26 protein-coding genes and 1 tRNA gene are annotated in these 26,189 nt (G+C 75.3%); 12 read left to right on the top strand and 15 right to left on the bottom strand.

From position 1 onward, the window contains the following. Positions 1-89: 89 nt before the first annotated feature. Positions 90-287 (top strand): hypothetical protein, encoded by a 198-nt coding sequence (locus QFZ62_RS05025; RefSeq protein ID WP_307502492.1) that lies wholly within the window; start codon positions 90-92, stop codon positions 285-287. Continuing rightward, positions 287-1,291: an NAD-dependent epimerase/dehydratase family protein gene (locus tag QFZ62_RS05020; protein WP_307502489.1), complete on the top strand. Its 1,005-nt coding sequence runs from the start codon at positions 287-289 to the stop codon at positions 1,289-1,291. The genes QFZ62_RS05025 and QFZ62_RS05020 overlap by 1 nt, the downstream gene beginning before the upstream one ends. Before the next feature lie 85 nt (positions 1,292-1,376). Here the strand turns inward: QFZ62_RS05020 and hxlA are convergent, their stop codons facing one another. Together hxlA and hxlB are read right to left on the bottom strand one after the other, a co-directional pair. Continuing rightward, positions 1,377-2,000, bottom strand: a complete 624-nt coding sequence (gene hxlA, locus QFZ62_RS05015) for a 3-hexulose-6-phosphate synthase (protein ID WP_307502486.1) — start codon at positions 1,998-2,000, stop codon at positions 1,377-1,379. Between the two features lie 59 nt (positions 2,001-2,059). After that, positions 2,060-2,671: a 6-phospho-3-hexuloisomerase gene (hxlB, locus tag QFZ62_RS05010; protein WP_307502483.1), complete on the bottom strand. Its 612-nt coding sequence runs from the start codon at positions 2,669-2,671 to the stop codon at positions 2,060-2,062. A 120-nt stretch (positions 2,672-2,791) separates the two neighbouring features. Here hxlB and QFZ62_RS05005 point away from each other — a divergent pair, with 120 nt between their 5' ends. Together QFZ62_RS05005 and QFZ62_RS05000 are read left to right on the top strand one after the other, a co-directional pair. Further along, positions 2,792-4,159 carry a LuxR C-terminal-related transcriptional regulator gene (locus QFZ62_RS05005; protein WP_307502480.1) on the top strand — a complete coding sequence of 456 codons (1,368 nt, stop codon included), beginning with the start codon at positions 2,792-2,794 and terminating at the stop codon, positions 4,157-4,159. Positions 4,160-4,273: 114 nt separating this feature from the next. Next, positions 4,274-6,421, top strand: coding sequence for a bifunctional UDP-sugar hydrolase/5'-nucleotidase (locus QFZ62_RS05000; protein WP_307502478.1), 2,148 nt, complete (start codon positions 4,274-4,276; stop codon positions 6,419-6,421). A 109-nt stretch (positions 6,422-6,530) separates the two neighbouring features. Here QFZ62_RS05000 and QFZ62_RS04995 read toward each other — a convergent pair whose 3' ends face one another. Then, positions 6,531-7,265 (bottom strand): GAF and ANTAR domain-containing protein, encoded by a 735-nt coding sequence (locus tag QFZ62_RS04995; RefSeq protein WP_307502475.1) that lies wholly within the window; start codon positions 7,263-7,265, stop codon positions 6,531-6,533. 128 nt (positions 7,266-7,393) lie between these two features. Here QFZ62_RS04995 and QFZ62_RS04990 point away from each other — a divergent pair, with 128 nt between their 5' ends. Continuing rightward, on the top strand, positions 7,394-8,821 hold the full coding sequence (locus tag QFZ62_RS04990) for an amidase (protein WP_307502473.1): 1,428 nt from the start codon (positions 7,394-7,396) through the stop codon (positions 8,819-8,821). 15 nt (positions 8,822-8,836) lie between these two features. On the opposite strand, the gene QFZ62_RS04985 is transcribed toward QFZ62_RS04990, so the two are convergent. Then, positions 8,837-9,574: a sulfite exporter TauE/SafE family protein gene (locus tag QFZ62_RS04985; protein ID WP_307502470.1), complete on the bottom strand. Its 738-nt coding sequence runs from the start codon at positions 9,572-9,574 to the stop codon at positions 8,837-8,839. Between the two features lie 131 nt (positions 9,575-9,705). Between QFZ62_RS04985 and QFZ62_RS04980 the strand changes: the two genes are divergently transcribed. Continuing rightward, on the top strand, positions 9,706-10,677 hold the full coding sequence (locus QFZ62_RS04980; RefSeq protein WP_307507699.1) for a siderophore-interacting protein: 972 nt from the start codon (positions 9,706-9,708) through the stop codon (positions 10,675-10,677). A gap of 2 nt (positions 10,678-10,679) precedes the next feature. After that, a complete protein-coding gene (locus QFZ62_RS04975) occupies positions 10,680-11,078 on the top strand; it encodes an SIP domain-containing protein (protein ID WP_307502467.1) in 399 nt (132 codons plus the stop codon). A gap of 71 nt (positions 11,079-11,149) precedes the next feature. Here the strand turns inward: QFZ62_RS04975 and QFZ62_RS04970 are convergent, their stop codons facing one another. From QFZ62_RS04970 to QFZ62_RS04925, 10 genes are all read right to left on the bottom strand, one after another. Beyond that, positions 11,150-12,028, bottom strand: a complete 879-nt coding sequence (locus QFZ62_RS04970; RefSeq protein WP_307502464.1) for an SDR family NAD(P)-dependent oxidoreductase — start codon at positions 12,026-12,028, stop codon at positions 11,150-11,152. After that, positions 12,025-12,417 (bottom strand): Fe-S oxidoreductase, encoded by a 393-nt coding sequence (locus tag QFZ62_RS04965; protein ID WP_307502463.1) that lies wholly within the window; start codon positions 12,415-12,417, stop codon positions 12,025-12,027. Before QFZ62_RS04965 ends, QFZ62_RS04970 begins: the two co-directional genes overlap by 4 nt. Continuing rightward, positions 12,414-13,847, bottom strand: coding sequence for an NAD(P)/FAD-dependent oxidoreductase (locus QFZ62_RS04960; RefSeq protein ID WP_307502460.1), 1,434 nt, complete (start codon positions 13,845-13,847; stop codon positions 12,414-12,416). The genes QFZ62_RS04965 and QFZ62_RS04960 overlap by 4 nt, the downstream gene beginning before the upstream one ends. 90 nt (positions 13,848-13,937) lie before the next feature. Next, positions 13,938-14,789, bottom strand: a complete 852-nt coding sequence (locus QFZ62_RS04955; RefSeq protein WP_307502457.1) for a crotonase/enoyl-CoA hydratase family protein — start codon at positions 14,787-14,789, stop codon at positions 13,938-13,940. A gap of 101 nt (positions 14,790-14,890) precedes the next feature. After that, on the bottom strand, positions 14,891-15,733 hold the full coding sequence (locus QFZ62_RS04950; RefSeq protein ID WP_307502452.1) for an arginase family protein: 843 nt from the start codon (positions 15,731-15,733) through the stop codon (positions 14,891-14,893). A 102-nt stretch (positions 15,734-15,835) separates the two neighbouring features. After that, the gene (locus QFZ62_RS04945; RefSeq protein ID WP_307502449.1) at positions 15,836-16,486 is read right to left on the bottom strand and encodes an NADPH-dependent F420 reductase; all 651 of its coding nucleotides are present in this window, start codon (positions 16,484-16,486) and stop codon (positions 15,836-15,838) included. 95 nt (positions 16,487-16,581) lie between these two features. Next, complete coding sequence (locus tag QFZ62_RS04940) at positions 16,582-17,325, bottom strand: PspA/IM30 family protein (RefSeq protein ID WP_307502446.1); 744 nt, start codon at positions 17,323-17,325, stop codon at positions 16,582-16,584. 99 nt (positions 17,326-17,424) lie between these two features. After that, complete coding sequence (locus QFZ62_RS04935) at positions 17,425-19,473, bottom strand: TPM domain-containing protein (protein ID WP_307502443.1); 2,049 nt, start codon at positions 19,471-19,473, stop codon at positions 17,425-17,427. Between the two features lie 39 nt (positions 19,474-19,512). Further along, entirely contained in the window at positions 19,513-20,046 is a 534-nt protein-coding gene (locus tag QFZ62_RS04930) for a 2'-5' RNA ligase family protein (RefSeq protein ID WP_307507697.1), read from the bottom strand. 83 nt (positions 20,047-20,129) lie between these two features. Further along, entirely contained in the window at positions 20,130-20,369 is a 240-nt protein-coding gene (locus QFZ62_RS04925) for an antitoxin (protein ID WP_307502439.1), read from the bottom strand. A 205-nt stretch (positions 20,370-20,574) separates the two neighbouring features. Here QFZ62_RS04925 and QFZ62_RS04920 point away from each other — a divergent pair. From QFZ62_RS04920 to QFZ62_RS04905, 4 genes are all read left to right on the top strand, one after another. Further along, positions 20,575-20,646 (top strand) — tRNA-Arg (locus tag QFZ62_RS04920). A 457-nt stretch (positions 20,647-21,103) separates the two neighbouring features. Next, positions 21,104-21,796 carry a pyridoxal 5'-phosphate synthase gene (locus QFZ62_RS04915; RefSeq protein WP_307502436.1) on the top strand — a complete coding sequence of 231 codons (693 nt, stop codon included), beginning with the start codon at positions 21,104-21,106 and terminating at the stop codon, positions 21,794-21,796. Positions 21,797-21,924: 128 nt separating this feature from the next. Beyond that, on the top strand, positions 21,925-22,695 hold the full coding sequence (locus QFZ62_RS04910; RefSeq protein WP_307502433.1) for a gamma-glutamyl-gamma-aminobutyrate hydrolase family protein: 771 nt from the start codon (positions 21,925-21,927) through the stop codon (positions 22,693-22,695). A gap of 153 nt (positions 22,696-22,848) precedes the next feature. Continuing rightward, entirely contained in the window at positions 22,849-23,643 is a 795-nt protein-coding gene (locus QFZ62_RS04905) for a transglutaminase family protein (RefSeq protein ID WP_307502430.1), read from the top strand. Between the two features lie 16 nt (positions 23,644-23,659). Here the strand turns inward: QFZ62_RS04905 and QFZ62_RS04900 are convergent, their stop codons facing one another. Then, entirely contained in the window at positions 23,660-24,304 is a 645-nt protein-coding gene (locus tag QFZ62_RS04900; protein ID WP_307502427.1) for a hypothetical protein, read from the bottom strand. A 211-nt stretch (positions 24,305-24,515) separates the two neighbouring features. Between QFZ62_RS04900 and argS the strand changes: the two genes are divergently transcribed. Further along, a complete protein-coding gene (argS, locus tag QFZ62_RS04895; protein ID WP_307502425.1) occupies positions 24,516-26,180 on the top strand; it encodes an arginine--tRNA ligase in 1,665 nt (554 codons plus the stop codon). Positions 26,181-26,189 lie beyond the last annotated feature (9 nt).

The following is a 26,189-nucleotide window of genomic DNA, read 5'->3' as shown; positions in this document are numbered from 1 at the left end:
GAGGGCGGAGGCCGGCCGGAGGACGACGCGGTGCGGGCCGGGAGCGCCTCGCGGCCCGCGTACGGTGGAGGGGACGAGAGGCGCATCCCATGCAGCAGGACGACGACCAGGCCCGCGACTTCGACGCGAAGCGGCACGAGCAGCTGACGACGGCCCCGAAGGCGGTGGAGTCGGACGCGGACCCGCGCATCGACGTCAGCGAGCGGGAGCACGGCGTGACCCGGATCGACGTGGCCGACAGCGCCGCCGTCCGGCCCGGGAAGCCCACGCCGACGCGCGACTCCTGATGACGGAGGACGGCGGCACGCCGCCCCGGGACGTTCTCGTGCTCGGCGGCACCGCCTGGATCGGCCGGCTCGTCGCCGAGCGGCTGACGGCCCGCGGCGACCGGGTGACGTGCCTCGCCCGCGGCACCGGGGGATCCGTGCCGGACGGCACGCGCTTCGTGGCCGCCGACCGCGACCGGTCAGACGCCTACGCCGCCGTCGCGGGATCCGACTGGGACGAGGTCGTCGACCTCACCTCCTCCGCGGAGCACGCGCGCTCCGCCGTCGCGGCGCTCGCCGATCGTGCCCGCCACTGGACCTTCGTGAGCACCGTCTCCGTCTACGCGTCCGTCGAGCGGCCGGGCGACGACGAGACCGCGGCGCTCGTGGATCCGGTGGACCTCACGCAGTACGGGCAGGCCAAGGTCGCGGCCGAGCGGGCGGTCACCGCGGCGCTCGCCGGGCGGCGGATGATCGTCCGCCCCGGGCTCGTGGTCGGTCCGGGAGACGACAGCGACCGCTTCGGCCACTGGCCGGCGCGGTTCGCGCTCGCGGGCGACGGGCCCGTGCTCGTCCCCGATGCGACGGGGCTCCGCGCGCAGGTCGTCGACGCGCGCGACCTCGCCGACCTGGTGGTCGACGTCGGCGTGCGCGGGCTCGACGGGGTGGTCGACGCGGTGGGGGAGAGCGTGCCGCTGGCGGAGGTGCTGGACCTCGCGGCGGAGGCGGCCGGATCCACGGGCGAGCGCGTCGCCGCGTCCGACGGGCAGCTGGCCGACGCGGACGTGCGGCACTGGGCGGGCCCGCGCTCGCTGCCGCTGTGGCTGCCGCGCGAGGCGGCCGGGTTCGCGTCCCGGAGCGACGCGGGGATCCGTGCGCTGGGCGCCCGACGGCGGCCCCTCGCCGCGACCATGCGCGACGTGCTGGCGGACGAGCGGGCCCGCGGCCTCGACCGGCCGCGCCGCGCCGGCCTCACGCGCGACGAGGAGCTCGAGGTCCTGGCCTCGCTCGGCGGCCGGGCCTGACCTCGCCCGTCGCGGACGTCCTCGCACGCACGAGCGCCGCGCACCGTCCGGGGATGGGTGCGCGGCGCTCGGGTGGTGCGGTGGGTCAGCGGATCGCTGCCCGCAGCTCGGCCGCGGCGGCGGCCGGGTCGTCGGCGGAGTAGATCGCGCCGCCCGCGACGGCGACCACGGCGCCCGCGTCCTGCACGTCGCCGATGGTGCCGGGCTTCACGCCGCCCGCGACGGAGAACGCCACGCCGGACGCCTTGCCGGCCTCGAGCAGGTGGCCGAACGTGTAGCCGTCTTCCGCCTGCTCGTCGAGGCCCGCGTGCATCTCCACGAACTCGGCACCGAGCTCGGTGACCTCCTTCGCGCGCTTCGCCTTGTCGGGGACGCCGATGAGGTCGACGACGATGCCCTTGCCGTGCTTCTTGGCGGCCTTGACGGCGCCTGCGATGGTGCTGTCGCCCGCGACGCCGAGGACGGTGACGAGGTCGGCGCCCGCGGAGAACGCGATGTCGGCCTCGAGCTCGCCGGCGTCCATCGTCTTGAGGTCGGCGAAGACGATCTTGTCGGGGTGCGCCTCCTTGATCGCGGTGATCGCGGAGAGGCCCTCGGCCTTGATGAGCGGGGTGCCCAGCTCGATGATGTCGACGTGCGGCGCGGCCTTGCCGGCCAGCTCGAGAGCGTCGGCGGTGGTGAGCACGTCCATGGCTACCTGGAGCTTCATGCTGTTCCTCTTCCTGTCGTGATGCGTGTCGTGGTGGTGGGGGATCGGGTGACCGTCGGTCACTCGAGGTTCGCGTGGCGCGGCCACAGCTCGTCCGCCGAGAGGCCGGACGCCTGCCAGAGCGCGTGGAACACGGCGTCGCCGACCAGCGCGACCGAGAGCTCGAAGAGCCCGCCGGCGTACTGGTGCGAGACCTGGCCGCCGCGGTCCTGCTTGGCGGCCGCGGGGATCAGGACGGTCACGTCCGCGAGGTCGGCGAGCGGCGAGCCGTCGGCCGTGGTGAGCGCGACTATGCGGGCGCCGACGCCGTGGGCCGTCTCCGCCGCGGCGACGATGCCGGCCGTGGTGCCGGATCCGCTCGCGACCAGGAGGACGTCGCCCTCCTCGATCGCGGGCGAGGTGGCCTCGCCGACGACGTGCGCGTCGAGCCCGAGGTGCATGAACCGCATGGCGGTCATGCGCAGGGCGAGGCCGGAGCGGCCGGCGCCGAGCGCGAAGACCCGGCGGCCGTCGCGGATCACGCGGGCGGCCTCGTCGAGGCGCGCCGCGAGGTCAGGGGAGGTGAGCGCGCGGGCGACGCGGGCGTTCTCGTCGGAGATGAGCGTGAGGGCGGCGGCCACGTCGACGGGGGCGTCGCCGGTCGGGCGGGGGTCGGGCGTCGGGTTCGTCACCTGACGATCGTGCTCCTCCCGGGCGCCCGGCGTCGCCCACCCGACGGGTGGATCCGCCTACCCGTCCGAGGGGGCGGCCCGCCTCCCGGGGGTGCCAGCGGGTGGGCGTACCGTGGCAGGATGCCCTCACGGACCCACCCCGTCGATCCCTCCGCCCGTCCTGCTGCCCGTCCGACCGCGTTCGCCGCCTCCCCGGCCGCGGACCCCGTCGCGCTGCTCGACGGCCTGCACGACGTGCTCGCCGCGCCCCTGCAGGAGGTGGCCGGAGCGCTGTCCGGCCTGCTGCAGCCGGTGGTCGCGCACCGCGCCCTCGTGATCTTCACCGAGGACTGCACCGGCCGCCCGCGCAAGAAGGCGGGCGAGGCCGAGGTGGTCGAGAACGTGACCATCGCGGAGCTCGACCGGATCCTCGCGAGCCTCGACGTCGCCGACCTCGACGCCGACGACGACGCCGACGGGCCGAGTGCCGGCACGGGCACCGCGTGGGCCGTCGCGCACCCCGTCGGCGGGCGTCCGCGGACCGTCGCCGCCTGGCGGGCCGACACGGGCGCGCTCCTCGTGCTGGTGGATCCCGTCGCCGCGCACGACGACGTGCCCGCCGCCCGCGCGCTCGTCCGGGCGCTGTGGCGGAGCGTCGCCCACGGGATCCGACAGCAGGTCGCCGCGGCGCCGCCCGCCTACCTCGCCGAGGCCCGCGCCGTCTCCTCCGAGCGCGCTCGCGTCGTCGCGGAGCTCGGCGACGCGCACGCCGCGACCCTCGAGTCGCTCCTCGCGGTGCTGCGCTCCTCCCGCACGGGCGACGCGGCCGCCCGCCAGACCGCCGCCGACCTCGCGGCCAACGCCATGGTCGAGCTCCGCGCCGCGAGCGACCGCGACCGCTCGCTCGGCGAGGAGCCCGTCGCCCGCGCCTTCGCCCGGCTCCGCGACGACCTCCGCCCGCTCGTGCGGTTCCGCGACCTCGACGTGCAGTTCGTCGAGCCGCCCGTGGACGGCCGCGCGCTGCCCGGCGAGGTCGCGCACGCGGGCCGGGCCATCGTCCGCGGCGCCGTGCTCGCGCTCGTGGAGCAGCCGGACGTGACGCGCGTCCGCATCCAGTGGGACTGCGACGGCAGCAACCTCCTCGTCGGGATCCGCGACGACGGCGCGGGATCCACCACCGCCGACCTCGACGCGCTCCGCCGCCTCACCGACCGCGTGGCCGCGCTCGACGGGACCCTCGACGTGTCGGCGACGCCCGGCTGGGGGTCCGAGATCGCCGTGCGGCTGCCGCTCGACGCGCCCGCCGCGGGCCTCGACGCCGCGGGGGAGGCGGGCCTCAGCGCCCGCGAGCGGGAGGTGCTCGCGCTCGTGGCCGGCGGATCCCGCAACCGCGCCATCGCCGGGTCGCTCGGGATCAGCGAGAACACCGTGAAGTTCCACGTCGCGAACCTGCTGCGGAAGATGGGCGCCTCCACCCGCGCGGAGCTCGCGGGCCTCGTGCGCGGCTGACGCGGCCTGACGGCGACGACGGGCCCCGTGCGGGATGCGGGAGTTAACCCCATGGAAACCTCAGGTCCGTAAGGTGTTGAGCACCGCCGCCCGCCCGAACGAGGATGTCCCCGCATGCGCCCTGCCGCCCACCGCCACCCGTCCGGAGCCGCGCGCTACGGCGCCATCGCCCTCGTGGCGGGGCTCTCCGCCACCGCGGTCCTCGGCCTCGGCGCCGCCCCCGCGTCCGCCGCCGAGGGGGACGTCGCGATCGACGTCTACTCGATCAACGACTTCCACGGCCGCCTCGAGACCACGTCGTCGACCGCGGGCGCCGCCGTCATCTCGGGCGCGTTCCAGCAGGCGAAGGCCGAGAACCCGAACAGCACCCTGATCTCCGCGGGCGACAACATCGGCGCGAGCACCTTCACGTCGCTGTCGCAAGCCGATGAGCCCACGCTCGATGCGCTGAACGCCATGGGCGTCTCGGTGTCCACGCTCGGCAACCACGAGTTCGACCAGGGCCGCGACGACGTCGACGACCGCGTCGTGCCCGCCTCCGACTTCCCCTACATCTCCGCGAACCTCTACGAGAAGGGCACGACGGAGCACGCCTACGCGGCCTACGACGTGCAGGACATCGGCGGCGTGCGCGTCGCCTTCGTCGGCGCGACCACCGAGTCCCTGCCCGAGCTCGTGAGCCCGGCCGGCCTCGCCACGATCGACGTGGGCAGCGTCGTCGACGCGTCCACCGCGACCGCCCGCGCGCTCCGCGACGGTGACGACGCCAACGGCGAGGCCGACGTGGTGGTGCTCGTCGTGCACGAGGGCGCGTCCACCTCCGACGAGTCCTCGCTCACCGACGACTCGGTCTTCGGCCGCATCGTCACGGGCGTGCAGGCCGACGTCGACGCCGTGATCTCCGGCCACACGCACCTCGGCTACGACTACGAGCTGCCCGTCGCGGGCAGGGACCTGCCGCTCCCGGTCCTCCAGACCGGCAGCTACGGCACGAACCTCGGGCACCTGTCGCTCACGGTCGACCCCGCCACCAAGGCGCTCACCTCCATCTCCTCCGAGCTCGTGCCGCTCCTCACGGCGGAGGGGAAGCCGGCGTTCCCGGCGGATCCCGCGGTGCAGCGCATCGTCGACGACGCGGTCGCGAAGGCCGAGGTCATCGGCAGCCGCACGGTCGGCGAGGTCTCGGGCGACATCACGCGCGCCCGCCAGACGGACGGCTCCGAGAACCGCGGCGGCGAGTCCACCATCGGCAACCTCGTCGCCGACGCGCAGCTGTGGGCCACGCAGGCGGACCTCGGCACCGAGATCGCCTTCATGAACCCGGGCGGCATCCGCCAGGACCTCACCCTCGCGTCCTCCGGCGCGGGCGACGCCGAGGGCGAGGTGACCTACAAGGAGGCCGCCATCGTGCAGCCGTTCGCCAACACGCTCACGACCGCCAAGATCACCGGCGCGGGCGTCAAGGCGGTGCTCGAGCAGCAGTGGCAGCCCGAGGGCTCGTCGCGGCCGTTCCTGAAGCTCGGCCTGTCGCGCGACCTGACCTACACGTACGACCCGACGGCCGCGCGCGGCGAGCGGATCACGGGCGTGTTCTTCCAGGGCGAGCCGGTGGATCCCGCGCGCGTCTTCACGATGGTCGCGAACAGCTTCCTCGCGGAGGGCGGCGACAACTTCACGGAGCTCGCCAACACGACCGAGCAGAGCGACTCGGGCCGCATCGACCTCACGGCCTTCGTGGACTACATCACCGAGTTCTCGCCCGTCGACCCGGACTCCGCGACGCGCTCCATCGGGATCGTCGACACCACGGGCGCCGCGCCGCGCGCCGGCCAGGAGCGCTCCTACGAGCTCTCCTCGCTGCTCGTCTCGAACGCGCCCGTGCAGGACACCGAGGTCGTGACGATGATCGACGGCCAGGAGGTCGCGCGCACGCCGATCGACGCCGCCGTGGTCGACACCACCGACGAGCAGGGCCGCGCGAGCGTCCGCTTCACCGTCCCGGCGGACCTCGCCGCGGGATCGCACCAGCTCGCGTTCCTGCTGCCGAGCACGGGCGCGTCGGTGCTCTACGCGCTCGACACGGCCGCCGGTTCCGTCGTCCCGTCGGGCACGGGCGTGGTGCCCGCGCCGAGCACGGAGCCGACCCTGGCGGCCACCGGATCCGAGACGGCCCCCGTCCTCGGGACGTCGCTCGCGGCGCTGCTCGCCGGCCTCGCGCTCGTCGCCCTGCGCCGTCGCGCGTCGGCGACCGCGCGCCGCTGACGCCGGGCGGACGCAGCACACCGCGCGACGCGGACGGGTCGGGCACCGGGACCACCGGTGCCCGCCCCGTCCGTCGACGTGCTCCGGATCGAGGAGCGGCGGGCCGCGCTCAGCTGAGGGTGCGGGCCCCGGGGGCGTCGAGCACGAGGCCCCCGTCTACGATCGAGCGGGCGACGTCCGTCATCTTCGTCGCGTGGGACCGCGAGTGCTCGCGGATCCTCTCGAAGGCCTCACCCACGTCGATGCCCTGGGCCTGCGCGATGAAGCCCTTCGCCTGCTCGATCACCACGCGGCTGTCGAGGGCCCGCTGCAGCTGCTGCCGCCCCGAGTTCGCCTCGTCGAGGGTGCGCTGCTGCAGGACGCTGATCGTCGCGACGTCCGCCAGGGCCTGCGCGGCGCGCGCGTCCGCGCCGTTCAGCGGGCCCTCCGTCTCCCGGAACAGGTTCAGCGACCCCACGACCTCGTCGCGGAGGCGCAGGGGGATGGCATGGACCCCGGCGTACCCCGACTCGCGGGACGCCGCGGTGAAGCGCGGCCAGCGGCGCCGCATCTGCGCGCTGTCCTCCACCGTCACGAGCCGGCCGGTGGTGCAGGCGTCGAGGCACGGGCCCTCTCCCGCGTTGAGCTGCGAGAGGCCGATGAACTCGCTCCGGTGGCTCGTCGAGGCGACGACCTGCAGCGCGTCCTGCCCGTCGTAGAGGTGGATCGCGCCGGCTGCGGCGTCGAACAGCTCGACGGCCCGGTGCACGAGCGTGTGGAGGACGTCGGCGGTGTCGTAGTCGGCGACGAGCGTGTCCGTCAGGGTGACGAACGTCTCGACGAGCTGGGTCTCACGGAGGACCATGGTGGGGGAGCTCTCTCTTCGGAGCGGACGGTGGCATTGCAGGCTACGACGCCCGGCCGTCCTCCGCCGACGACCACCGGCGCCGCGGACGGCTCCTCGTGCTCATCCGCCCGGCCTACGCTGGGGCGGTGTTCGAACTCCACCACCTCAGCGCCCAGGAGCAGTGGGACCAGCTGCAGCGCGGCGAGGTCACCCCGACCGAGCTCGTGACCCACTACCTCGAGCGCATCGAGCGGCTGGATCCGGGCCTCGGCGCCTTCACGACCGTCACCGCCGACCGCGCCCTCGACCGCGCCCGGCACGTCGAGCGCGAGGTGCCCCGCACCGCGCCGCTCTGGGGCCTCCCGTTCGGCGACAAGGACCTGTCCGAGCGCGCGGGCGTCCGCACCACGTTCGGCTCGCGCCTCTTCCGCGACCACGTCTCCGACCGCACCGACCCGATGCCGCAGGCGCTCGACGACGCCGGCGGGATCAGCCTCGGCAAGACGAGCGCTCCCGAGTTCGGCCTGCCGTCGTACACCGAGAGCCTCGTCGCCCCGCCCGCCCGGACGCCGTGGGACACCACGCGCGGCGCCGGCGGATCGAGCGGGGGCGCGGCCGTGGCGGTCGCCGCGGGGCTCCTGCCGTTCGCGCCCGGTTCCGACGGCGGCGGGTCCGTACGCATCCCCGCCGCGGCCACCGGCCTCGTCGGCCTCAAGCCGTCGCGTGGGCTCGTGCCCGCGGGATCCGGCCAGGAGTCGCTCGCGGGCCTCGTCGTGCCGGGTCCGCTCGCCCGCAGCGTGGCGGACGCGGCGATGCTGCTCGACGCGATGATCGGCCGGGTCAACGGCCGCATCCCGCACCGCTTCACGCTGCGCGCCCCGGAGGACGCCGACGGCGACCTGCTCGGCGCGGCCGTCCGCGGGGAGGGGCGCTTCCAGATCGGCGTGATGACGACCTCGCCCTGGGACGACGCCTACGAGATCGTCCGGGACCCGTCCGCGGACGCGGCGCTCGCGATCGCCGTGCGCGAGCTCGCCGCCGTGGGCCACGGCCTCGAGGACCTCGCGCTCCGCCCCGACCCCACCTACGCGCCCGCGTTCCGCACCATCTGGCAGGCGGGCGCCGCCGGCATCCCCGCCGAGGGCGCCGACCTCGAGCTCCTCGAGCCGCTCACGCGCTGGCTCGTCGAGCGCGGCCGGGCCCTCTCCGCGCGCAACCTCGCCCGCGCGCTCGCGCAGCTGGCCGCCTACGAGCGGAGCGTGATCGCGCAGTTCGCGCACGTCGACGCCGTGCTCACGCCCGCGCTGGCCCTCGAGCCACGGCCGGTCGGCTGGTACGACGCCGAGGACGGCGAGCGGAACTTCGCGCAGCAGGTGCAGTACACGCCCTACACGTCGTTCGCCAACGTCACGGGGCTCCCCGCCATCACGCTCCCGGTGCACCTCACCGACGACGGCCTGCCGATGGGCGTGCAGCTCGTCGGCCGGCCGGGCGGGGAGGCGACGCTCCTCGCCATCGGGCGGCAGCTCGAGCGGCGGCTGCACTGGCAGCGGCGGCACCCGCCGCAGTGGTGAGGCGCGGCGGATCCGCTAGAGGAGCCCGTCGACGCCCTTGACGATCGCGGTGACCGCGCCGGCGAACGAGATGACCAGGACCGCGGCCCGGGCGCCGCGCGTCGGGATCCGAGGCGACAGCCACGTCCCCGCGCCGACCCCGGCGACCAGCGTCACGACGATGCCGACCCAGGCCGCCGTGCCGAGGTCGGGCCAGCGGTCCGGCGCCAGCACGAGCTTCGTGAGGAGCGACACGGCACCCGTGGTGAGGAAGAACGGCTGCAGCGTCGCCGCGAAGCCGCGCTGCTCCCACCGGCTGACGACCGCGTAGACGCTCACGCTCGGGCCGCCGATGCCGGCCGCCGCGTTCATCACGCCCGCCGAGAAGCCGAAGCCCGCCATCACGCCGGGGCCGTCGATCACCCGGGTCGTCCGCCGGAGCGCCAGCGAGGTCGTGAGCGCGGCGACCAGCAGGCCGCCGATCCCGATCTCGAGGGCCGGCTCCGGCAGCAGGTAGGCGAGCAGCGCGCCCGGCACGATGCCGACGACCGCGGGCCCCGCGAGCAGCCGGTAGCGCCGCCACTCCACGTCCCGCCACACGGCCGAGAGGACCAGCGACGCCGAGAGCACGCTGCAGAGGTTGACGATCATCACCCCGTCGAAGGGCCCGAGCAGGATCACGAGCACGGGCGCCACGACGAGCGCGAAGCCGAGGCCCGTGACCCGCTGCGCCACGGCGCCCACGAACACGGCGACGAGGACGGGGGCGATCACCCTGACATCCTCCCGTGGATCCCGGCCCGGAAGCCCCGCCCGCCCTCGACCGCTGAGGTAAGGCATGCCATACTTAGGTTGTGCTTACCTCTACCGCGACCCTCGCCAGCAGCACGGCAGCCGTCGAGGCCGTGGTCGAGGAGCAACCCGCGGTCCAGGCCCCCGAGGCGGAGCGCCCGGCGTACCGGCCGTTCGCGGCCCGGGTCGCGCGCACCCAGCGCCTCAGCCCCACGTTCCTGCGCATCACGTTCCAGAGCGACGACCTCCGCGACTTCGGCGACGAGTGCCTCGACCAGCGGATCAAGCTGCTGCTGCCCGTGGCCGAGCACGGCCTGCCCGACCTCACCGGCGTGGGCGGCGACGACTGGTTCGCCTGGTGGCGCGCCCTCCCCGACGCCGAGCGCAACCCGCTCCGCACCTACACGTCGCGCGCCGTCCGCCGCGAGCTCGGCGAGCTGGACATCGACTTCGCGCTCCACGGCGACATGGGGCCCGCCTCCCGCTGGGCCGGCGCCGCGCAGGTCGGCGACGACATCGTCGTCATCGGCCCCGACGCCCTGAGCCCCGCGCGCGGCCTCGGCATCGAGTGGCACCCGGGTCACGCCCGCTCGCTGCTCCTCGCGGGCGACGAGACCGCCGCCCCCGCCATCTGCAACATCCTCTCCTCGCTCCCGGACGACGCCGTCGGCTGCGCCTTCATCGAGGTGCCCGTCACGGGCGACCGCCTCGACGTCCGCGTGCCGAAGGGCGTGAACCTCACCTGGCTGCCGCGCGACGGCCGCCCGAACGGCTCCCGCCTCGAGGAGGCCGTGCGCCGCTGGGTCGACTGCCACGTGAAGGTCGGCGCCCTCGCCGCGCCCGACGCCGCGGAGCCCGAGGTCGCGCTCGCCGACGAGGCGCAGCCGCTCGCCGAGGACGACGCCGAGGCCATCGTCTGGGACGCGCCCGTCGTCCACGAGGGCTCGACGCTCTACGCGTGGCTCGCGGGGGAGTCCGGCTGCATCAAGGCCATGCGCCGCTTCCTCGTGCGCGACACCGGGATCGACCGCCGCCAGGTCGCCTTCATGGGCTACTGGCGCGCCGGCGCGGCCGAGGGGTCCTGACCATGGCCGGAGCGACCCGCACCCGTCGGCGCACCACGCGCCAGGTCCTCCTCGTCACCGACGAGACGGGCCTCGTCGCGACGCAGGCCGCTCTCGCGGCGCTGCCCCTGTGCACGCGCGGCAGCGTCTTCGTGGAGGTGCCCGACGCGTCCGTCGCGGTCGAGCTGATCCACCCGCCGCGCATGGTCGTCACCGTGATCGCGCGCGACGGCCGCGGGGTCGACGGCGAGCCGGCCGCGCCCATGGCCGCGGTGGCCCGCGCGGTCGGGGCATGGGCCAGCGAGATGATGGTGTTCACGGCCCCGATCTCCGACGAGCACCCGGTCACCGAGGTCAGCGTGCTCCTCGACGGACACGTCGGCGGCCACGACGACCTGCTGCACCTGCTCGCGACGCGCTGACGCCGTCGTTGACGCTGTCGCCGCGTCCCTGATCAGCGGGTGGTCGCGGCCGAGACGCCCGACGTCCTGGCTCAGAGGCGGGCGGATCCGTCCATGCCGGCGGCGAGCTCCAGCGCGGCCCACAGGTCCCGGCCGAGCCGACGGTCGGCCGCCTGCGCGGTGGTCCGCCCGTCGGGCGTGAGCTGGTCGAAGTAGGTGCCGTTCGGCGCCCCGACGTCCGGCACGGAGGCGAGTTGCACGAGCGGCACGGCGCCCGCCTCGGCGGAGATGCCGTAGGCGCCCATCGAGAGCGCGAGCATCGCCCGCATCACGGTGCTGTCGGACCCGAACGACGTGCGCACGAGCCCCGGGTGGAACGAGAGCGCCTCGATGCCGCGCGGCCCGACGCGCTCGGCGAGGGTGCGCATCATGAGGATCATCATCGCCTTCGAGGTGCCGTACGCCTGCCAGCCGCCGAGCCACGGGCGCTTCCGCCAGTCGAGGTCGTCGAGGCGCACACGGCCCCAGAGGTTCGCCCGGCTCGCGGTGCCGATGACCCGCACCGGGCTCTCGCCCGCGCTGAGCGCGTCCTGCGTCTCCTCCAGCCGGGGCAGGAGCAGGTGCGTGAGGAGGAACGGCGCGAGGACGTTGCGCTGGAACGTGGTCTCGTGGCCGTCGACCGTGGTCGCGCGCCGCGGCACCAGGCTGCCGGCGTTGAGCGCCAGCACGTGGATCCGCGGGCACGTCGCGAGCAGGGTCGCCGCGAGGGCGCGCACGTCGGCGAGCCGGTCCATGTCGGCGAGCACGTGCCGCGCCCCCAGCTCGGCGGCGATGCCGCGCGTGCGCTCCGGGTCGCGGCCCACGACGACGACGTCGGCCCCGCGCTCGTGCAGCTCCCGGGCGGCGACGCGGCCGATCCCGGAGCTCGCGCCCGTGATGACGACCGTACGGCCGTCGAGCGGACCCGTCACCGGTACCCGCCCTTCTCCAGCCCCGCCTCGATCTCGAACCGGTTGCGGAGCGGATCCCGCCCCGCCCACCAGTACAGCAGCGGCATGAGGAGCCCGTACCGCCGCCACTGGACGACGTGGACGGCCTCGTGCTCGAGCACGTCGGGACCCGCGTTGTCGCGGGTGAGGTACACGCGGCCGACGCACGTGCCGCCGCGGCCGAACACCCACGACGGCAGGCCCGTCAGCACGATGAGATGGCCGTGGCGGCGCACCTCGCCCGTGCTGAGCGGCAGGCCGATCGCGAGGCCCACCGCGGTCGCGACGCCGCTGCCAGCGCGCGAGACGGGGGAGTCCAGGAGGACGCCGCGGACGGCGCCCGCGACGGCGCCGAGACCCGCGCGCATCACGCGGTCGGCCGCCCGTACGTCTCGAGCAGGCGGAGCCACACCTCGCTGATGGTGGGGTAGGAGGGGACCGCGTGCCAGAGGCGCGTCAGCGGCACCTCGCCGACGACCGCGATGGTCGCGGAGTGCAGGAGCTCGGCCACGTCCGGGCCGACGAAGGTGGCGCCGACGATGACGCCGCGGTCCTCGTCCACCACCATGCGCGCCTGGCCCGCGTAGCCGTCCGCGTGGAGGCTGGAGCCCGCGACCGCGCCGAGGTCGTAGTCGACCACGCGCGTGCGGAGCCCGGCGTCCTCGGCCGCCTTCGCGGTGAGGCCGACGCTCGCGACCTCCGGATCCGTGAAGGTGACCTGCGGGACGGCCCGGTGGTCGGCGGTGGCGACGTGGACACCCCAGGGCGCGTCGTCCACGGTGCCGCCGGTCGCGCGCGCGGCGATGACCTCGCCGGCCGCGCGGGCCTGGTACTTGCCCTGGTGCGTGAGGAGCGCGCGGTGGTTGACGTCGCCGACGCTGTACAGCCACGGCGTCTCGGCGTTCACGGCGCCGGTGACGAGCAGGGTGTCGTCCACGTCGAGGTAGGCCCCGGGCTCGAGGCCCACCGTCTCGAGCCCCAGGTCGTCGGTGCGCGGGGTGCGGCCGGTCGCGACGAGCACCTCGGCGGCCGTGACGGAGGATCCGTCGGACAGCTCCACGGTCACCTCGTCGCCGTCGCGTGTGACCCGGGAGGGCGAGGCGCCCAGGCGCACGTCGACGCCCATCCCGCGGAGGCCGTCGCCGACGAGCTCGCCCGCGAAGGGCTCCTGCCCGCCGAGGAGTCCGCTGCGGGCGACGAGGGTGACGGCGCTGCCGAGCGACGCGTAGGCGGTGGCCATCTCGGCGGCGACGACGCCGCCGCCGATGACGACGAGCGAGGCGGGCACGATCTCGGCGCTGGTCGCCTCGCGGCTGGTCCAGGGCTCGGCCTCGGCGAGGCCGGGGATGTCGGGGAGGAGCGCCGCGGTGCCGGTGCTCACGGCGACGGCGTGGGTCGCCTCGTGCTCGGTGACGGATCCGTCGGGCGCGGTGACGGTGACCCGGCGCGGCCCGGAGATGCGCCCGTGCCCGCGCGCGAGGTCGATGCCGATGCCCTCGAGCCAGCTCACCTGCCCCTCGTCGGACCAGGAGCTCGTGAAGGAGTCGCGGCGCTTCAGCACCGCGGCGACGTCGAGCTCGCCCGTGACCGCCTCCCGGGATCCGGCGACGGCGCGCGCCGCGCGGAGGGCGCTGCCGGAGCGGAGCAGCGCCTTGCTGGGCATGCAGGCCCAGTAGGAGCACTCGCCCCCGACGAGCTCGGACTCGACGACGAGCACCGAGAGCCCGCCCTGCTTCGCGCGGTCGGCGACGTTCTCGCCGACGGGGCCGGCACCGATGACGATGAGGTCGTAGGAGGTCATGGTCCTGACCCTACCGGCGGCCCCCGACGCGCCGGCCCGTCGGAGGGGCGCTCCGAGGCGGCCGTCACCGGCCGGTCGGCGGCGTGCGGGTCAGCGGCCGACGAACTCCGCCGGCGCGCGCGTCGCCGCCGCGCGCATGCCGCGGGCCGCGTCCTCGGATCCGGCCAGCCGCACGAGCTCCGCGGGGAGCGCGGCGGCCGCGGCGTCGTGCCCCTCGCGGAGGGCGGCGCGGGCGTTCCGGAGGGTCGCCTGGACGGCGAGCGGCGCCTGCGCGGCGATGCGCTCGGCGATCCCGACGGCGGCCTCGAGCTGCTCGCCGTCGGGCACGACGACCTGCACGATGCGCATCCGCCTGGCCTCCTCGGCGTCGAAGAGGTCGCCCGTGAGCATCCACCGCATGGCGTCGCCCCAGCCGGCTGTCGCGGGGAAGCGGAGGGTCGCGCCGCCGAAGGGCAGGATCCCGCGCGCGACCTCGATCTGCCCGAAGCGCGTGCCCGCGGCCGCCACGACGACGTCGCTCGCGAGCGCCAGCTCGACGCCGAGCGTGAGGCACGTGCCCTGCACGGCGAGGACGACCGGCTTGCCGACCGCGGGCCCGCTCATCTGCCACGGGTCGACGCCGTCCTCCGGCACCGCGTCGAGGCCGCCGCCGGGACCCCGGCCGATGTGCGGCGCGACGTCGGCGAGGTCGAGCCCGCCCGTGAAGTGGTCGCCGATCGCGTGCACGACGCCGACGCGCAGCTCCGGGTCGCGCGCGAGCAGGCCGTAGGCGCTCGCGAGCTCGCGGAGCATCCGCATGTCGGCGGCGTTGCGCTTGGCGGGCCGGTCGAGGCCGATGAGCAGCAGGTGGCCCCGGCGCTCGACGCGCACGCGCGGCGCGTCGCCGTCGGCGGCCGGGACGGCGGGATCGGGGGCGGATGCGGTGCGGGCGTCGTCGGTCACAGCGGTCTCCTCGTGGGTCCGTCCCAGCCTCCCAGGGCGGCGCGCCCGGCGCGACCCTGAACGGAAGGCGCGGGAGGCGCGGGAGCCGTGCACGGCGGGGATCAGACCGGGCCGGTCAGCGCCCCGATGATGCGCAGGATCGTGCCCATGTCCTCCACCGCGGCACCGGGGGAGGAGGGCGCGAACTCGGTGACACCCGCGCCCGCGAGCTCGAAGGACCGGCGCAGCGCCTTGATCGACTCCGTCACCGCCTGAACCTCGAGCCCGAACGGCTCCGGGTAGCCGACGCCGGACATGCCTCCCGGGTCGAGCACGTCGAGGTCCACGTGCACGTAGACGTCGGTCGCCCCGGTCGCCCGGACGGCGGCGACGAGCGCGTCCGGCCCCACGGCGTCGACGCCCAGCCGGGCGATGCCCTGCGCGTCGGCGTGGTCGGACTCCGCGTCGTCGAGCGCGCGCACCCCGGCGAGCACGACGCGGTCGGCCGTGACCGTGCCGACCGGCAGCACGAGCCCGTCGACGCCCTCGCCGAGGACGGCGCGGAGCACCATGCCGTGGAAGGCGCCGGACGGCGAGCTCGCGGGGGTGTTGAGGTCGGCGTGCGCGTCGAGCCAGACCACCGCGAGGCCCGGATGCGCGCGCGCCGCGTGGGCGATGGAGGCGAGCTCCACGCCGCAGTCGCCGCCGATGGTCACGATCGTCCCGGTCGCGGACGCGGAGGCCGCCTCGAGCGCCGCCGCCTGACGCGTGCGCACGGCCAGCAGCGACGCGAAGCGGTCGATCCCCGTGCCGAGCGACTCGCCCGCCTCGACGGGCACCTCGACGACGCGCGTGGCGGACGCGGGCAGGTCTCCCCGGATCGCCTCCGCCCCGTCCGCGAGCCTCATGGCGCGGGACGAGCCCGAGCCCTGCCATTGGGGGACGACGACGAAGGAGGCGGGCACGTCCCCAGTATCCCGTGCGCCGCCGGACATGGCGATGCCCGCCGTCGCCGCCGGAGCGGGGAGGGCGGGCATCGCCGTGGGGAGGAGGGGACGCGGGGCCCGCTACGGCATGTCGCGGTAGCGCTTCGCCTCCGCGAGGGCGGTGCGGAGGCCGTCCGCGTCGAGGCGCGGGCCGTAGCCGGGGGTGTCGCGCTGGATGCGCCAGCCCTCCGCGAGCGGGCCGGCGTCGACGACGTCGTAGCCGAACGAGTCGATGAGCGCGGTGACCGTCGCCTTGGCGTCGGCGTCGTCGCCCGCGATCACGAGCGCGCGCCGGCCGGGCGTGCCGGCGGCCTGGCCGTGCTCGACGAGGTCGGCCGCGTAGATGTGGTTGAACGCCTTGACGACCTTCGACTCGGGGAGGCGGCTCTGCAGCATCTCCGCGGTGGTCGTGGTCTCGTCGTCGAGCTCGGCGATGTGGCCGTCGCGCTCCGGGTAGTAGTTGTCGGTGTCGATCACGATCTTGCCGGCGAGGGGCGCGACCGGCACGGTGTCGATGGCCTTCAGCGGGATCGTCACGACGACGATCTCGCCGGCCTCGGCGACCTCCTCGACGGTGGCGGCCCGGGCGCGGTCGCCCAGCTCGTCGATCAGGTCGGTGAGGGTCTCCGGGCCGCGGGAGTTCGCGATGACGACGTCGTGGCCGGTGGAGGTGGACAGGCGGGCGAGCTGGCTGCCGATGAGCCCGGCGCCGATGATTCCGATGGTGGTCATGGGGAGGGGAACGGGATCCGCGGGGACGGCATTCCCCCGCGGACGACGACGGGCGCCGCCCCGGAGGACGGCGCCCGTGGATCGGACCGGAAGTTCTACTCGCCCGACGTGACCTGCTTCGGCGCGGATCCGCCGGACTTCAGCGCGGCGAGGCGGGCCTCGACCTCGGTGAGCTCGCCGAGGTCCTCGAGCTCCTCGAACTGCGCGTCGAGGCTCGAGGCCTGCAGCTCCTCGGCGCCGCGGACGCGGGCCTCCTCGCGGCGGATCTTCTGCTCGAAGCGGCTGACCTCGCTGGTCGGGTCCATGATGTCGATGCTCTTCATGGCGTCCTGGACCTGCGCCTGCGCCTGGACCGTCTTCTGGCGGGCGTTGAGCTCGTTCCGCTTGGAGGACAGCTCCTGGAGCTTGTTCCGCATGGTGTCGAGGCCCTGCTTGAGCTTCTCGACGACCTCGGTCTGCGACGCGATGGTCGGCTCGGCGCCCTTCGCCTCGCTCTCCGACTGCATCTGGCGCTGCAGCGCGACGCGGGCGAGCGCGTCGAACTTGTCGGCGTTCGCGGTGTTGCCCGAGTTGCGGTACTCGTCCGCCTTCTGGCTCGCGGCGAGGGCCTTGCGACCCCAGTCGCCGGCCGCCTGGACGTCCTCGCGGTGGTCCTCCTCGATCATGCGGAGGTTGCCGATGGTCTGCGCGACGGCGCTCTCGGCCTCGCGGATGCTCTCCGTGTAGTCGCGGACCATCTGGTCCAGCATGAGCTGCGGGTCCTCGGCCTGGTCGATGAGGTTGTTGATGTTGGCCTTCGCGAGCTGGGCGATGCGGCCGAGGATGGACTGCTTGGACATGGGTGCTGCTCCTACTCGTCGTGTGGATCGTCGGAATGGGTTGATCATGGGTCGCTCTCGTTCTCGTCGTCGTGCTGGTCGTGCGCGGGCGGGCCGCCGCTAGAAGTCGCCGCCGCCGAAGCCGCCGCCTCCGCCGAAGTCGCCGCCGCCGAAGCCGCCGCCCCCTCCGCCGCCGAAGCCGCCTCCGCTGAAGCCGCCGCCGCCGCCACCCCAGCCGCCCCCGCCGCCTCCGCTGAGGAGGCCGCCGATGATGCCGCCCATGATGGCGCCGCCGAAGGCGTCGCCGCCCCCACCGCGGCCGCCCATCATGCCGCCGCCGCCGTAGCCGCCGTACCCGCCGCCCTGGTCGAGGTCGCGCTGCGCGGCCTCGATGGCCTGCGCCGAGTAGGCGGTGGCGGCCTGCGCTGCGGCGACCGCGCGCACGGGATCGCGGGGCGCGGCCTCATGCGCGTCGTCGAGGGCGCGCTGGGCGTGGGCGAGGCGCGTGCGCGCCTCCTCTCCCACCGCACCGCGGCGGGTGGAGATGAAGTCGCGGGCCGTGGCGACCTGGCTCTCGGCGGTGGACAGCGCGCGGGGCAGGTAGCCGATCGCGCGCTCCACCTGCTCCTGCTGCTCCCGCACGGGCGCGAGCGCCTCGTCGAGGCGCGCCTCCGCCTCCTGCAGGAGCGTGACGCTCGTGAGCGGATCCGCGAGCCGGCCCTGCAGCGGCTTCGCGTCGGCGATGGCCTGCTCGGCCGCCTGCACGAGCCGCGTGAGCTCCGGCATGCGCCCGCCGCGCTGGGCGGCGCGGGCGTCCTGGATGTCGCTGCGGACGTCGGCGATCTCCTCCTGCACGCGCGTGGACGCGTGCTCGAGGTCGGACGAGACGCGGTCGACGACGTCGAGGAGCTTGCCGGCCTGGCCGACGGCCTGCTGCGCCGCGCGCACCTTGACGGCGATCTCGCCGGTCGCCGCGCGGTCGGCCCCGCGGATCGCGCCCGCCGCGTCCTGCGCGGTGTCGGTCGCGAAGGAGAGGAGCGAGCGCGCCTGGTCGACGTTGCCGGTGACGGTCGTCATCGACGGGCCCGCGTAGCGGCGGCCGAGGAGGCCGACGGCCTCCTGCGTGCGCTCGATGCGGGTCTGCAGCGCCTCCGCGTCGGTGACGATCGCGGCGAGCGTCTGCGGCGCGTTCTTCTCCAGCGCCCGCAGCTCCTCGAACGACTGCGCCTGCGCGTCGAGCTCGGCGCGGGCCTCCTCGCACAGCTCGACGATGCGGGCCGTCCAGGTGCGGCGCTCCTCGTCGGTGTCCTCGATGGCGTCGTCGAGCTTCTGCTTGAGGGCGAACGCCTCGCGGACCTTGCCGCCGGCGGACGCGAGCACCTCGCGGTACGGCCCCACGGCGCCGGATCCGAACTCCGCCTCCGCGAATCCGACCTCCTGCTCGCTGGTCTCGAGCGCGTCGTCGAGCTGCACGAGCATGCTGCCCGCGCGCTGCTCGGCGGACTGCATCTCCTTCAGCGCCGCCTGGCGCTTCGCGGCCACGGCCTTCCGCTTCCTGCGGCGGCCGACGAGCGTGGTCACCACGGCCGCGAGCAGGATCGCGCCGAGCACGTAGAGGAGGACGGCGCCGAAGTCCACGCCCGACTCGTTCCCGGCAGAGGGGGTGGATCCGGTGCCGGTCTCGGCGACCGTGCCGGACTGCGCGATGGACTGGATCCCCTGGGCGGCGTCGACGGCGGCGCCGGACCAGTCCTCCTGGCCGAGGCGCGGCTCGACCACCTGATCGGTGAGCTGCGTGCGCTGGGCGACGGAGACGCTGTCGGGGACGCCGAGGGTGTACTGGCGCCCGTCGATGGCGACCGCGAGGATCGCGTCGTTCGCGCCGAAGCCGTTCGCGTCCTTCGTCGCCTGACCCCAGGCGGCCTGGTCCGAGGCTCCCGTGAACGTGTCGACGTACGCCACGTGCATGGTCACGCCGGCCTGCTCCTGCAGCTGGTCGATCGCCTGCTGGATCTGCTGCTCCTGCGCCGGGCTGACCGCGTCGACCTGGTCGAGGATCGACGCCCCGCCGAAGTCGACCGGCCCCGTCGCCTGCGCGGCGGTGGGCACCAGGGCCCCGAACAGGCCGAGCGCGAGCGCGGCCCCCAGCAATCTCGCGGACCGCGGCATGCGACTCCTCCGTCGTCTCAAGGTCGTGCTCCCTCCAGGCTAGTGGCGCAGGTGCGTGCCGGAGCCGTGCGGACGGCCCGCATCCGGGTCACGCGAGCTCCGTCGTCGTGCGGTCGCGCGGATCCCAGCGGCGGAGCCCCGCCGCCGCGGCGCGTCGAGCGGCTCGATCCGCCCGAGGGCCGCCACGGCCGCCCCGAGCTGCTCGGCGGTGAGCCGCAGCGCCAGGGAGACGTGCGGCGTCCAGGAGCCGGGGCGCGTGTGGGGGATGACCCCGGGGGCGGGGCCGGCATCCGGGTCCACGGCGCGGGCCTCGTCGGTCGCGCGGTCGACCGCGGCGTGGACCCGGGCGTGCAGGTCGAGCAGCGCCGCGTCGACCACGACCTGCCGCGCGAGCACGAGGCCGCGGGGCGGCACGCCGAACACGACGAGGCCGCCGAGACGGAGCACGGGGAGGGGACCCGACGCGGCCGTCGCCCGCACGTCCGCGTCGGCGGATCCGCCGAGCCCCTCGGCCGCGAGCAGCGTCACGTGCGGGCGGTTGGTGTCGCTCGCGTGGTCGGCGAGGCTCGGCAGCCCGGCGTCTGCGAGGGCGCGCCAGGAGGCGCGGACGGCGGCGTCGGACGCCGCGTCCAGCGTGAGCTCGAGGCTGCCGGCGCTCAGGGGCGGGGCGGTGTCGAGGGCGGCGTGGGGCCCTGGCCGCGGCCGCCGTCGGGGCCGAGGTTCCGCAGCTGTCGGTCGGCGGCCTCGCGCGCCTTCTGGATCTTGTCGGCGTGCTTGCTGCCGGTGGCCTTGTCGGCGATGCCCGACACCTTGTCGATGGCGGTGCGGCCGACGTCCTGGCCCTTGGACGTGCGCAGGAAGCCGGTGGCGGCGGCGGCGATGCGGGACAGCTTCACGGATTCGCTCCTCGTGGGGATGGTCTTCGGTGCCGCGCCCGGGCGGCGCGGCGGTCGTCCTCCCTCCATCCTGGCGGGTCGCGGCTGTGCTGGAGCGGGGAGTCTCCTCGGGAGGGGGAACCACGTCGGCGGCCCGGGTCGCGGGGGCGGCGCGGGGATCCTCCGGGCCGGTGCTACCCTGGGACCCGCGCTCACGCGCACCCTGGCCCCCATAGCTCAGGGGATAGAGCACTGCCCTCCGGAGGCAGGGGCGGAGGTTCGAATCCTCCTGGGGGCACACCTTCCCATATCCCGTGTTGGTGCGGTGAGAGGCCGGTCCTGTCCGCGGGGCCGGCCTCTCGTGCGTCCGGGCCCGGGATGCGCGCGTCGGACCGATCGGACGCGCTGGCCACGACGTCGGCCGGGCGACTGCGCCGTCCCGTCGCGATCCGCATCATCGCCTCGACGCACGCGCTCAGGCGGTGCGGAGGATGCGGAGAACACACGCGGCGGGGCCCGAGACGGGTCTCGGGCGCCCACCGCGTGGTGCTGGGCCCAACTGGGGGAGCGGGCCTGGTGATGAATGTAGCGACGCCCGCGGCGGGCAGCCAAGTCCGCCGGTACTGGAAAAACCCAGTGGGATCCGGACCAATCCGATCCCGACGCGGCCTCGAAGAGCGCCCCCGCGCGGGGCGTCCCGTCCTCCGGCGGCCCCCGCCCGCGGACTCCCCGGCCGCGCGGCCTAGGCTCGGCGCATGGCAGACGACGACGACTCCACCCCGGTCCGCGACCTCCTGAAGGGCGCGAAGCCGAAGCCCCACGAGTTCCCCGAGCTCGACCCCGCGCACCTGCCGGACGACCCGATCGACCTCGTCATCGCGTGGGTCCGCGACGCCGTCGCGCACGACGCCGCCGAGCCGAACGCGGTCGTCCTCGCGACGGCGGACGCGGAGGGCCGCCCGAGCGCGCGCACCCTGCTGCTCAAGGACGTGACGCCCACGGTCGACGACGAGCCCGGCGCCCTCTGGTTCTCCTCCCTCGCCGACAGCCCCAAGGGCCGCGACCTCGAGGCGAACCCGCGCGCGGCCCTCGTCGCGTACTGGCGGGAGCGGGGCCGCCAGATCCGCGCGACCGGTCCCGTCTTCCACGGCGACCGGGAGGTGAGCGAGCGCGACTTCCTCGCCCGGCACCCGTCCTCGCGCGCCGAGGTCATCGCCGGCGACCAGAGCGAGCCGATGCCGGACGCCGAGGAGCGGGACGCGCGCGTCGCCCGGGCGCGCGAGGCCGTCGAGGCGGATCCGGACCTCGTGGCGGAGTCGTGGCAGGCGTACGTGCTGCAGCCGACCGTCGTCGAGTTCTGGCAGGCCACGGAGGACCACGGGCAGCTGCGGATCATGTACCGGTCCGGGCCCGACGGCGCCTGGTCGCACACGCTCGTCTGGCCCTGACGCGGACGTCCGCGCGGGACGCGGCGTGCGGTGCGGGACGGGACGGCACGGGGGCGCGGTGCCCGTCCCGTGTTGCGGAACATGACGACCGGCGTGCGGCGCCCAGGTGCGGCACGCAGACTGGACCCATGCCCGCTTCCCCCCGCCGCCTCGCCGTCGTGCAGGTGACCCGCTCCCGCCCCGAGGCCGCCGCCTACCAGGCGCTGGTGCAGGGCTTCAACATGCGGGTGGCCGAGGTCGCGGGCGACGCCGGCTGGCAGGTCGAGAACCTCGCGGCGGAGGACGTGGGCGTGGACGCGCTCCTCGCCCGCACGCGCGACGCGGACGCGGTCGTCATCATGGGCGGCGAGGACGTCGCGCCGCGCTTCTACGGCGGACCGGCCGAGTACGAGGGCCGGTCGACGCACCGCGAGGTCGCCGACGCGGGCCAGATCGCGCTCGTGCGCCGCGCCGTCGCCGAGGGCACGCCGCTGCTCGGCATCTGCCGCGGCGCCCAGATCGTCAACGTCGCGCTCGGCGGCACCCTGCAGCAGCACATCGAGGGCGTGGGGGAGCACCGCAACGACGCGGTGGAGATCACGGCCGTCATGCGCGACCACGACGTGCGCGTCGCGCCGGGCAGCCGCCTGGCCGGCGTGCTCGGATCCACCGCGCTGTCGGTGCGCAGCGCCCACCACCAGGCCGTCGACCGCCCGGGAGCGGGCCTCCGCGTCGTCGCGGTCGCGCCCGACGGCGTGCCGGAGGCGGTGGAGCACGAGACCGCGCCCGTCATCGGCGTGCAGTGGCACCCGGAGGACGCGGGGGCCGCGCGGGACCAGCTGCCCGCCCTCCTCGGCGCGCTCGCCGACGCGTGCGCGCGACGCGAGACCGCCGACCCGGCGGGCACCGCGGCCGCCTGAGCCGGCAGCACCCGCGGCCGCCTGAGCCGGCAGCACCCGCGGCCGCCTGAGCCGGCAGCACCCGCGGCCGCACCCGCGCGGGGCACACGAGCCCGCACGTGTCCGCCGCCCCGGGCGGCGATGCCGACGCGGTTCCGGTGCCACGATGTACGCATGCGCCGCGACGTCTCCTCCTCCCTCGAGCTGCAGGTCTCCGGCGAGAGCGAGATGGCCTTCGCGGTCGCCGTCGCCCGCGGCGCCGACATCGCCTCCGAGCACCTCGCCTTCGCCCTCGACGGCGTGCCCGTCCCGGCGACCGAGGTGGTCGACCGGCACGACACACGCCTGCACGTCCTCGGCGTCGGCGCCGGCGTCCTCACGATGGAGTACCGCGCCACCGTCACGGGCCGCCGCGACCCCGTGCCCGTCGACGACGTCGACCTCTGGATCTACCGCCGCCCCAGCCGGTACTGCGAGTCGGACACCCTCTTCCCCACGGCCCGCGGCGAGTTCCGCGGCCTCGACGGCCTGCCGCTCCTCGACGCCGTGCGCGCCTTCGTCGCCGGATCGCTGCGCTACGCGCCCGGATCAAGCCTCCCCACCGACGGCGCCGTCCGCACCCTCCTCGCACGCCGGGGCGTGTGCCGCGACTACGCGCACCTCGTCATCGCGATGCTGCGGGCGCTCGACGTGCCCGCGCGCCTCGCGGCCGTCTACGCGCCGGGCCTCAGCCCCATGGACTTCCACGCGGTCGCCGAGGCGTGGGTCGAGGGCGCATGGCACGTGGTCGACGCCACCGGGCTCGCGCCGCGGCAGAGCCTGCTGCGCATCTCGACGGGCCGCGACGCGTCCGACACGGCGTTCCTCAGCAACACGCGGAGCCTCGTCACCATCTCCCGGATGGAGGTGCTCGCCACGGTCGACGAGCTCCCGCTCGACGACGTGGCCGCGCCCGTCCGCCTCGGCTGACGGGCCGCGCGCCGGATCAGCCGCCGACCCTCCTCAGGACCGCGTTGCCGAGCTCGGCGTGGTCGCCGGGCTCGTAGAACGCCGCGGAGCGCATGACCACCATGTGCTCCGACGAGTAGATGGTCGCGACGCCCATCTCGTCCTGCAGCTCGAAGTAGGCCTCGACGCCCGCCGGGTAGCCCGCGATGGGGTCGGTCTGCAGGATGGCGGCGTCACGTCGGGTCCGGAGCTCCGCCGCGACGGGCTGGGCCACGTCGATCTCGACGACGGTGCCGTCCGCCGACCGGAAGGCGCACGCGATGCCCTGCATCGCGAGCACGTCCTCCCGCGCGCCGTCGGTGGCGGTGTCGGCGGGGAGCGTCTCGGTGGCGAAGCCGGGCGCGAACGAGGCGAGGTCCGGCAGCAGCTGGTCGCACGTGGTGGTGACCGGCGTGCCCTGGGGCGGTGCGGGCGTGGGGGAGGCCGTGGGTCGGGTGCCGGATCCGCCGCCCGCCGCCTGCCCGCCGCCGGCGCTCGCCGAGGGGTCGGGGGTCGAGGGCTGGAGCGGGGCGGGGTTCGAGCAGCCCGTGAGGAGCAGGGCCACGGCGAGGCCGGCGGCCGCCGCCGCAGGAGCGGTGCGCGCGCGGCGGGAGCGGGCGGGCGCGGGGAGGCGGACGGGCATGGTGGTGCTCCTTCGGATCCGGGCGCGCCGCGGGGTGCGACGCTCGACGCGCGGCGGCGAGCCGCGAGCGGGGGCGGGATCCGCCACTGTACCGACCCCGGGCGACGCCGCGCTGGGACGCTCCACGGCCGTGACCGGGCGGCGGCGCGGAGGGCCGGGCGGGCTGCCCGGGAGCCGGACGCCGTCGACCGCGCCGGTAGGATCGATCCCCATGACGACCCCTGACCTGACCGGTGCCCTCTTCGACATCGTGGCCGGGACGGTCGGGCGACGACCGGGCGGCGACGCCCTCGCGATCAGCCCGGACATGGTCGTGCTCGAGCGCCCGCGCAACCGCGACCACGGCGACTGGGCCACCAACATCGCCATGCGGATCGCCAAGCCGCTGGGGGAGAGCCCCCGCGTGCTGGCCGCCGAGATCGCCGAGGCGCTCGACGCCCTGCCGCAGGTCGCGCGCGTCGACGTGGCGGGACCCGGCTTCATCAACATCACGCTCGAGGCGGCGGCCGCGGGTGCCCTCGCGCGCACCATCGTCGACGCCGGACCGGCGTACGGGCGGGGCACGACCCTCGAGGGGATCCGGATCAACCTCGAGTTCGTGTCCGCGAACCCGACCGGTCCCATCCACCTCGGCGGCGTCCGCTGGGCGGCCGTCGGCGACAGCCTCGCGCGGATCCTCCAGGCCGAGGGCGCCGACGTCACGCGGGAGTACTACTTCAACGACCACGGCTCGCAGATCGACCGGTTCGCCCGCAGCCTGCTCGCCAGCCACCTCGGCGAGGACACGCCCGAGGACGGCTACGGCGGCGCCTACATCGGCGAGATCGCGGCGCGCGTCGTCGAGGGCTACGACGGCGACCTCGACGCCCTGCCGCGCGAGGCGCAGCAGGAGGTCTTCCGGAGCGCCGGCACCGAGCTGATGTTCGGCGAGATCAAGCAGAAGCTGCACGACTTCGGCGTCGACTTCGACGTGTTCTTCCACGAGGACTCGCTGCACGAGTCCGGCGCCGTCGACCGCGCCGTCGCGCGCCTCAAGGAGCTCGGCCACGTCTTCGAGGAGGACGGCGCCGTCTGGCTCCGCACCACCACGTTCGGGGACGACCGCGACCGCGTCGTCATCCGCTCGTCCGGCGAGCCCGCCTACATCTCGGGCGACCTCGGCTACTACCTCGACAAGCGCGAGCGCGGCTTCGAGCAGAACATCATCATGCTGGGCGCCGACCACCACGGCTACGTCGGCCGCATGATGGCGATGGTGCAGGCGTTCGGCGACACCCCCGGCGTGAACCTGCAGATCCTGATCGGCCAGATGGTCAACCTGCTGCAGGACGGCGAGCCGGTGAAGATGAGCAAGCGCGCGGGCACCATCGTCACGCTCGACGACCTCGTCGACGCCGTGGGCGTGGACGCGGGCCGCTACTCGCTCGTCCGCTCCTCGGCCGACCAGAACCTCGACATCGACCTCGCGGTCCTCGGCAAGCGCACCAACGACAACCCGGTCTTCTACGTGCAGTACGCCCACGCGCGCACCTGCGCCGTGGACCGGAACGCCGCGGGCTCGGGCGTCGACCGCAGCGCCTTCGCGCCGGAGCTGCTCACGCACCCGACCGAGTCGGCGCTCCTCGGGCTCCTGCAGGAGTTCCCGCGGATCGTCGCGCAGGCCGCCGAGCTCCGCGAGCCCCACCGGGTCGCCCGCTACGTCGAGGAGCTCGCGGGCTCCTACCACCGCTGGTACGACAGCTGCCGCGTGGTCCCGCGGGGCGACGAGGAGGTCACCGACCTGCACCGCACGCGCCTGTGGCTGAACGACGCGGTCCGGCAGGTCGTCGCGAACGGCCTGGACCTCGTGGGCGTCTCCGCCCCCGAGCGCATGTAGGGGAGCGGA

The sequence above is a fragment of the Clavibacter sp. B3I6 genome (genome assembly GCF_030816895.1).
Taxonomy (GTDB): Bacteria; Actinomycetota; Actinomycetes; order Actinomycetales; family Microbacteriaceae; genus Clavibacter.
The sequence above is the reverse complement of the archived record's forward strand: the minus strand, read 5'-3'. Positions and strand labels throughout refer to the sequence as shown.

Coding starts and splice junctions, on each gene's coding strand:
- argS (WP_307502425.1), top strand. CDS start 24,516: ATGACGACCCCTGACCTGACCGGTGCCCTCTTCGACATCGTGGCCGGG.
- QFZ62_RS04960 (WP_307502460.1), bottom strand. CDS start 13,847: ATGACCTCCTACGACCTCATCGTCATCGGTGCCGGCCCCGTCGGCGAG.
- QFZ62_RS04900 (WP_307502427.1), bottom strand. CDS start 24,304: ATGCCCGTCCGCCTCCCCGCGCCCGCCCGCTCCCGCCGCGCGCGCACC.
- QFZ62_RS04910 (WP_307502433.1), top strand. CDS start 21,925: ATGCCCGCTTCCCCCCGCCGCCTCGCCGTCGTGCAGGTGACCCGCTCC.
- QFZ62_RS04945 (WP_307502449.1), bottom strand. CDS start 16,486: ATGACCACCATCGGAATCATCGGCGCCGGGCTCATCGGCAGCCAGCTC.
- QFZ62_RS04940 (WP_307502446.1), bottom strand. CDS start 17,325: ATGTCCAAGCAGTCCATCCTCGGCCGCATCGCCCAGCTCGCGAAGGCC.
- QFZ62_RS05005 (WP_307502480.1), top strand. CDS start 2,792: ATGCCCTCACGGACCCACCCCGTCGATCCCTCCGCCCGTCCTGCTGCC.
- QFZ62_RS04915 (WP_307502436.1), top strand. CDS start 21,104: ATGGCAGACGACGACGACTCCACCCCGGTCCGCGACCTCCTGAAGGGC.
- QFZ62_RS04995 (WP_307502475.1), bottom strand. CDS start 7,265: ATGGTCCTCCGTGAGACCCAGCTCGTCGAGACGTTCGTCACCCTGACG.
- QFZ62_RS05020 (WP_307502489.1), top strand. CDS start 287: ATGACGGAGGACGGCGGCACGCCGCCCCGGGACGTTCTCGTGCTCGGC.
- hxlA (WP_307502486.1), bottom strand. CDS start 2,000: ATGAAGCTCCAGGTAGCCATGGACGTGCTCACCACCGCCGACGCTCTC.
- QFZ62_RS04975 (WP_307502467.1), top strand. CDS start 10,680: ATGGCCGGAGCGACCCGCACCCGTCGGCGCACCACGCGCCAGGTCCTC.
- QFZ62_RS05025 (WP_307502492.1), top strand. CDS start 90: ATGCAGCAGGACGACGACCAGGCCCGCGACTTCGACGCGAAGCGGCAC.
- QFZ62_RS04935 (WP_307502443.1), bottom strand. CDS start 19,473: ATGCCGCGGTCCGCGAGATTGCTGGGGGCCGCGCTCGCGCTCGGCCTG.
- QFZ62_RS05000 (WP_307502478.1), top strand. CDS start 4,274: ATGCGCCCTGCCGCCCACCGCCACCCGTCCGGAGCCGCGCGCTACGGC.
- QFZ62_RS04905 (WP_307502430.1), top strand. CDS start 22,849: ATGCGCCGCGACGTCTCCTCCTCCCTCGAGCTGCAGGTCTCCGGCGAG.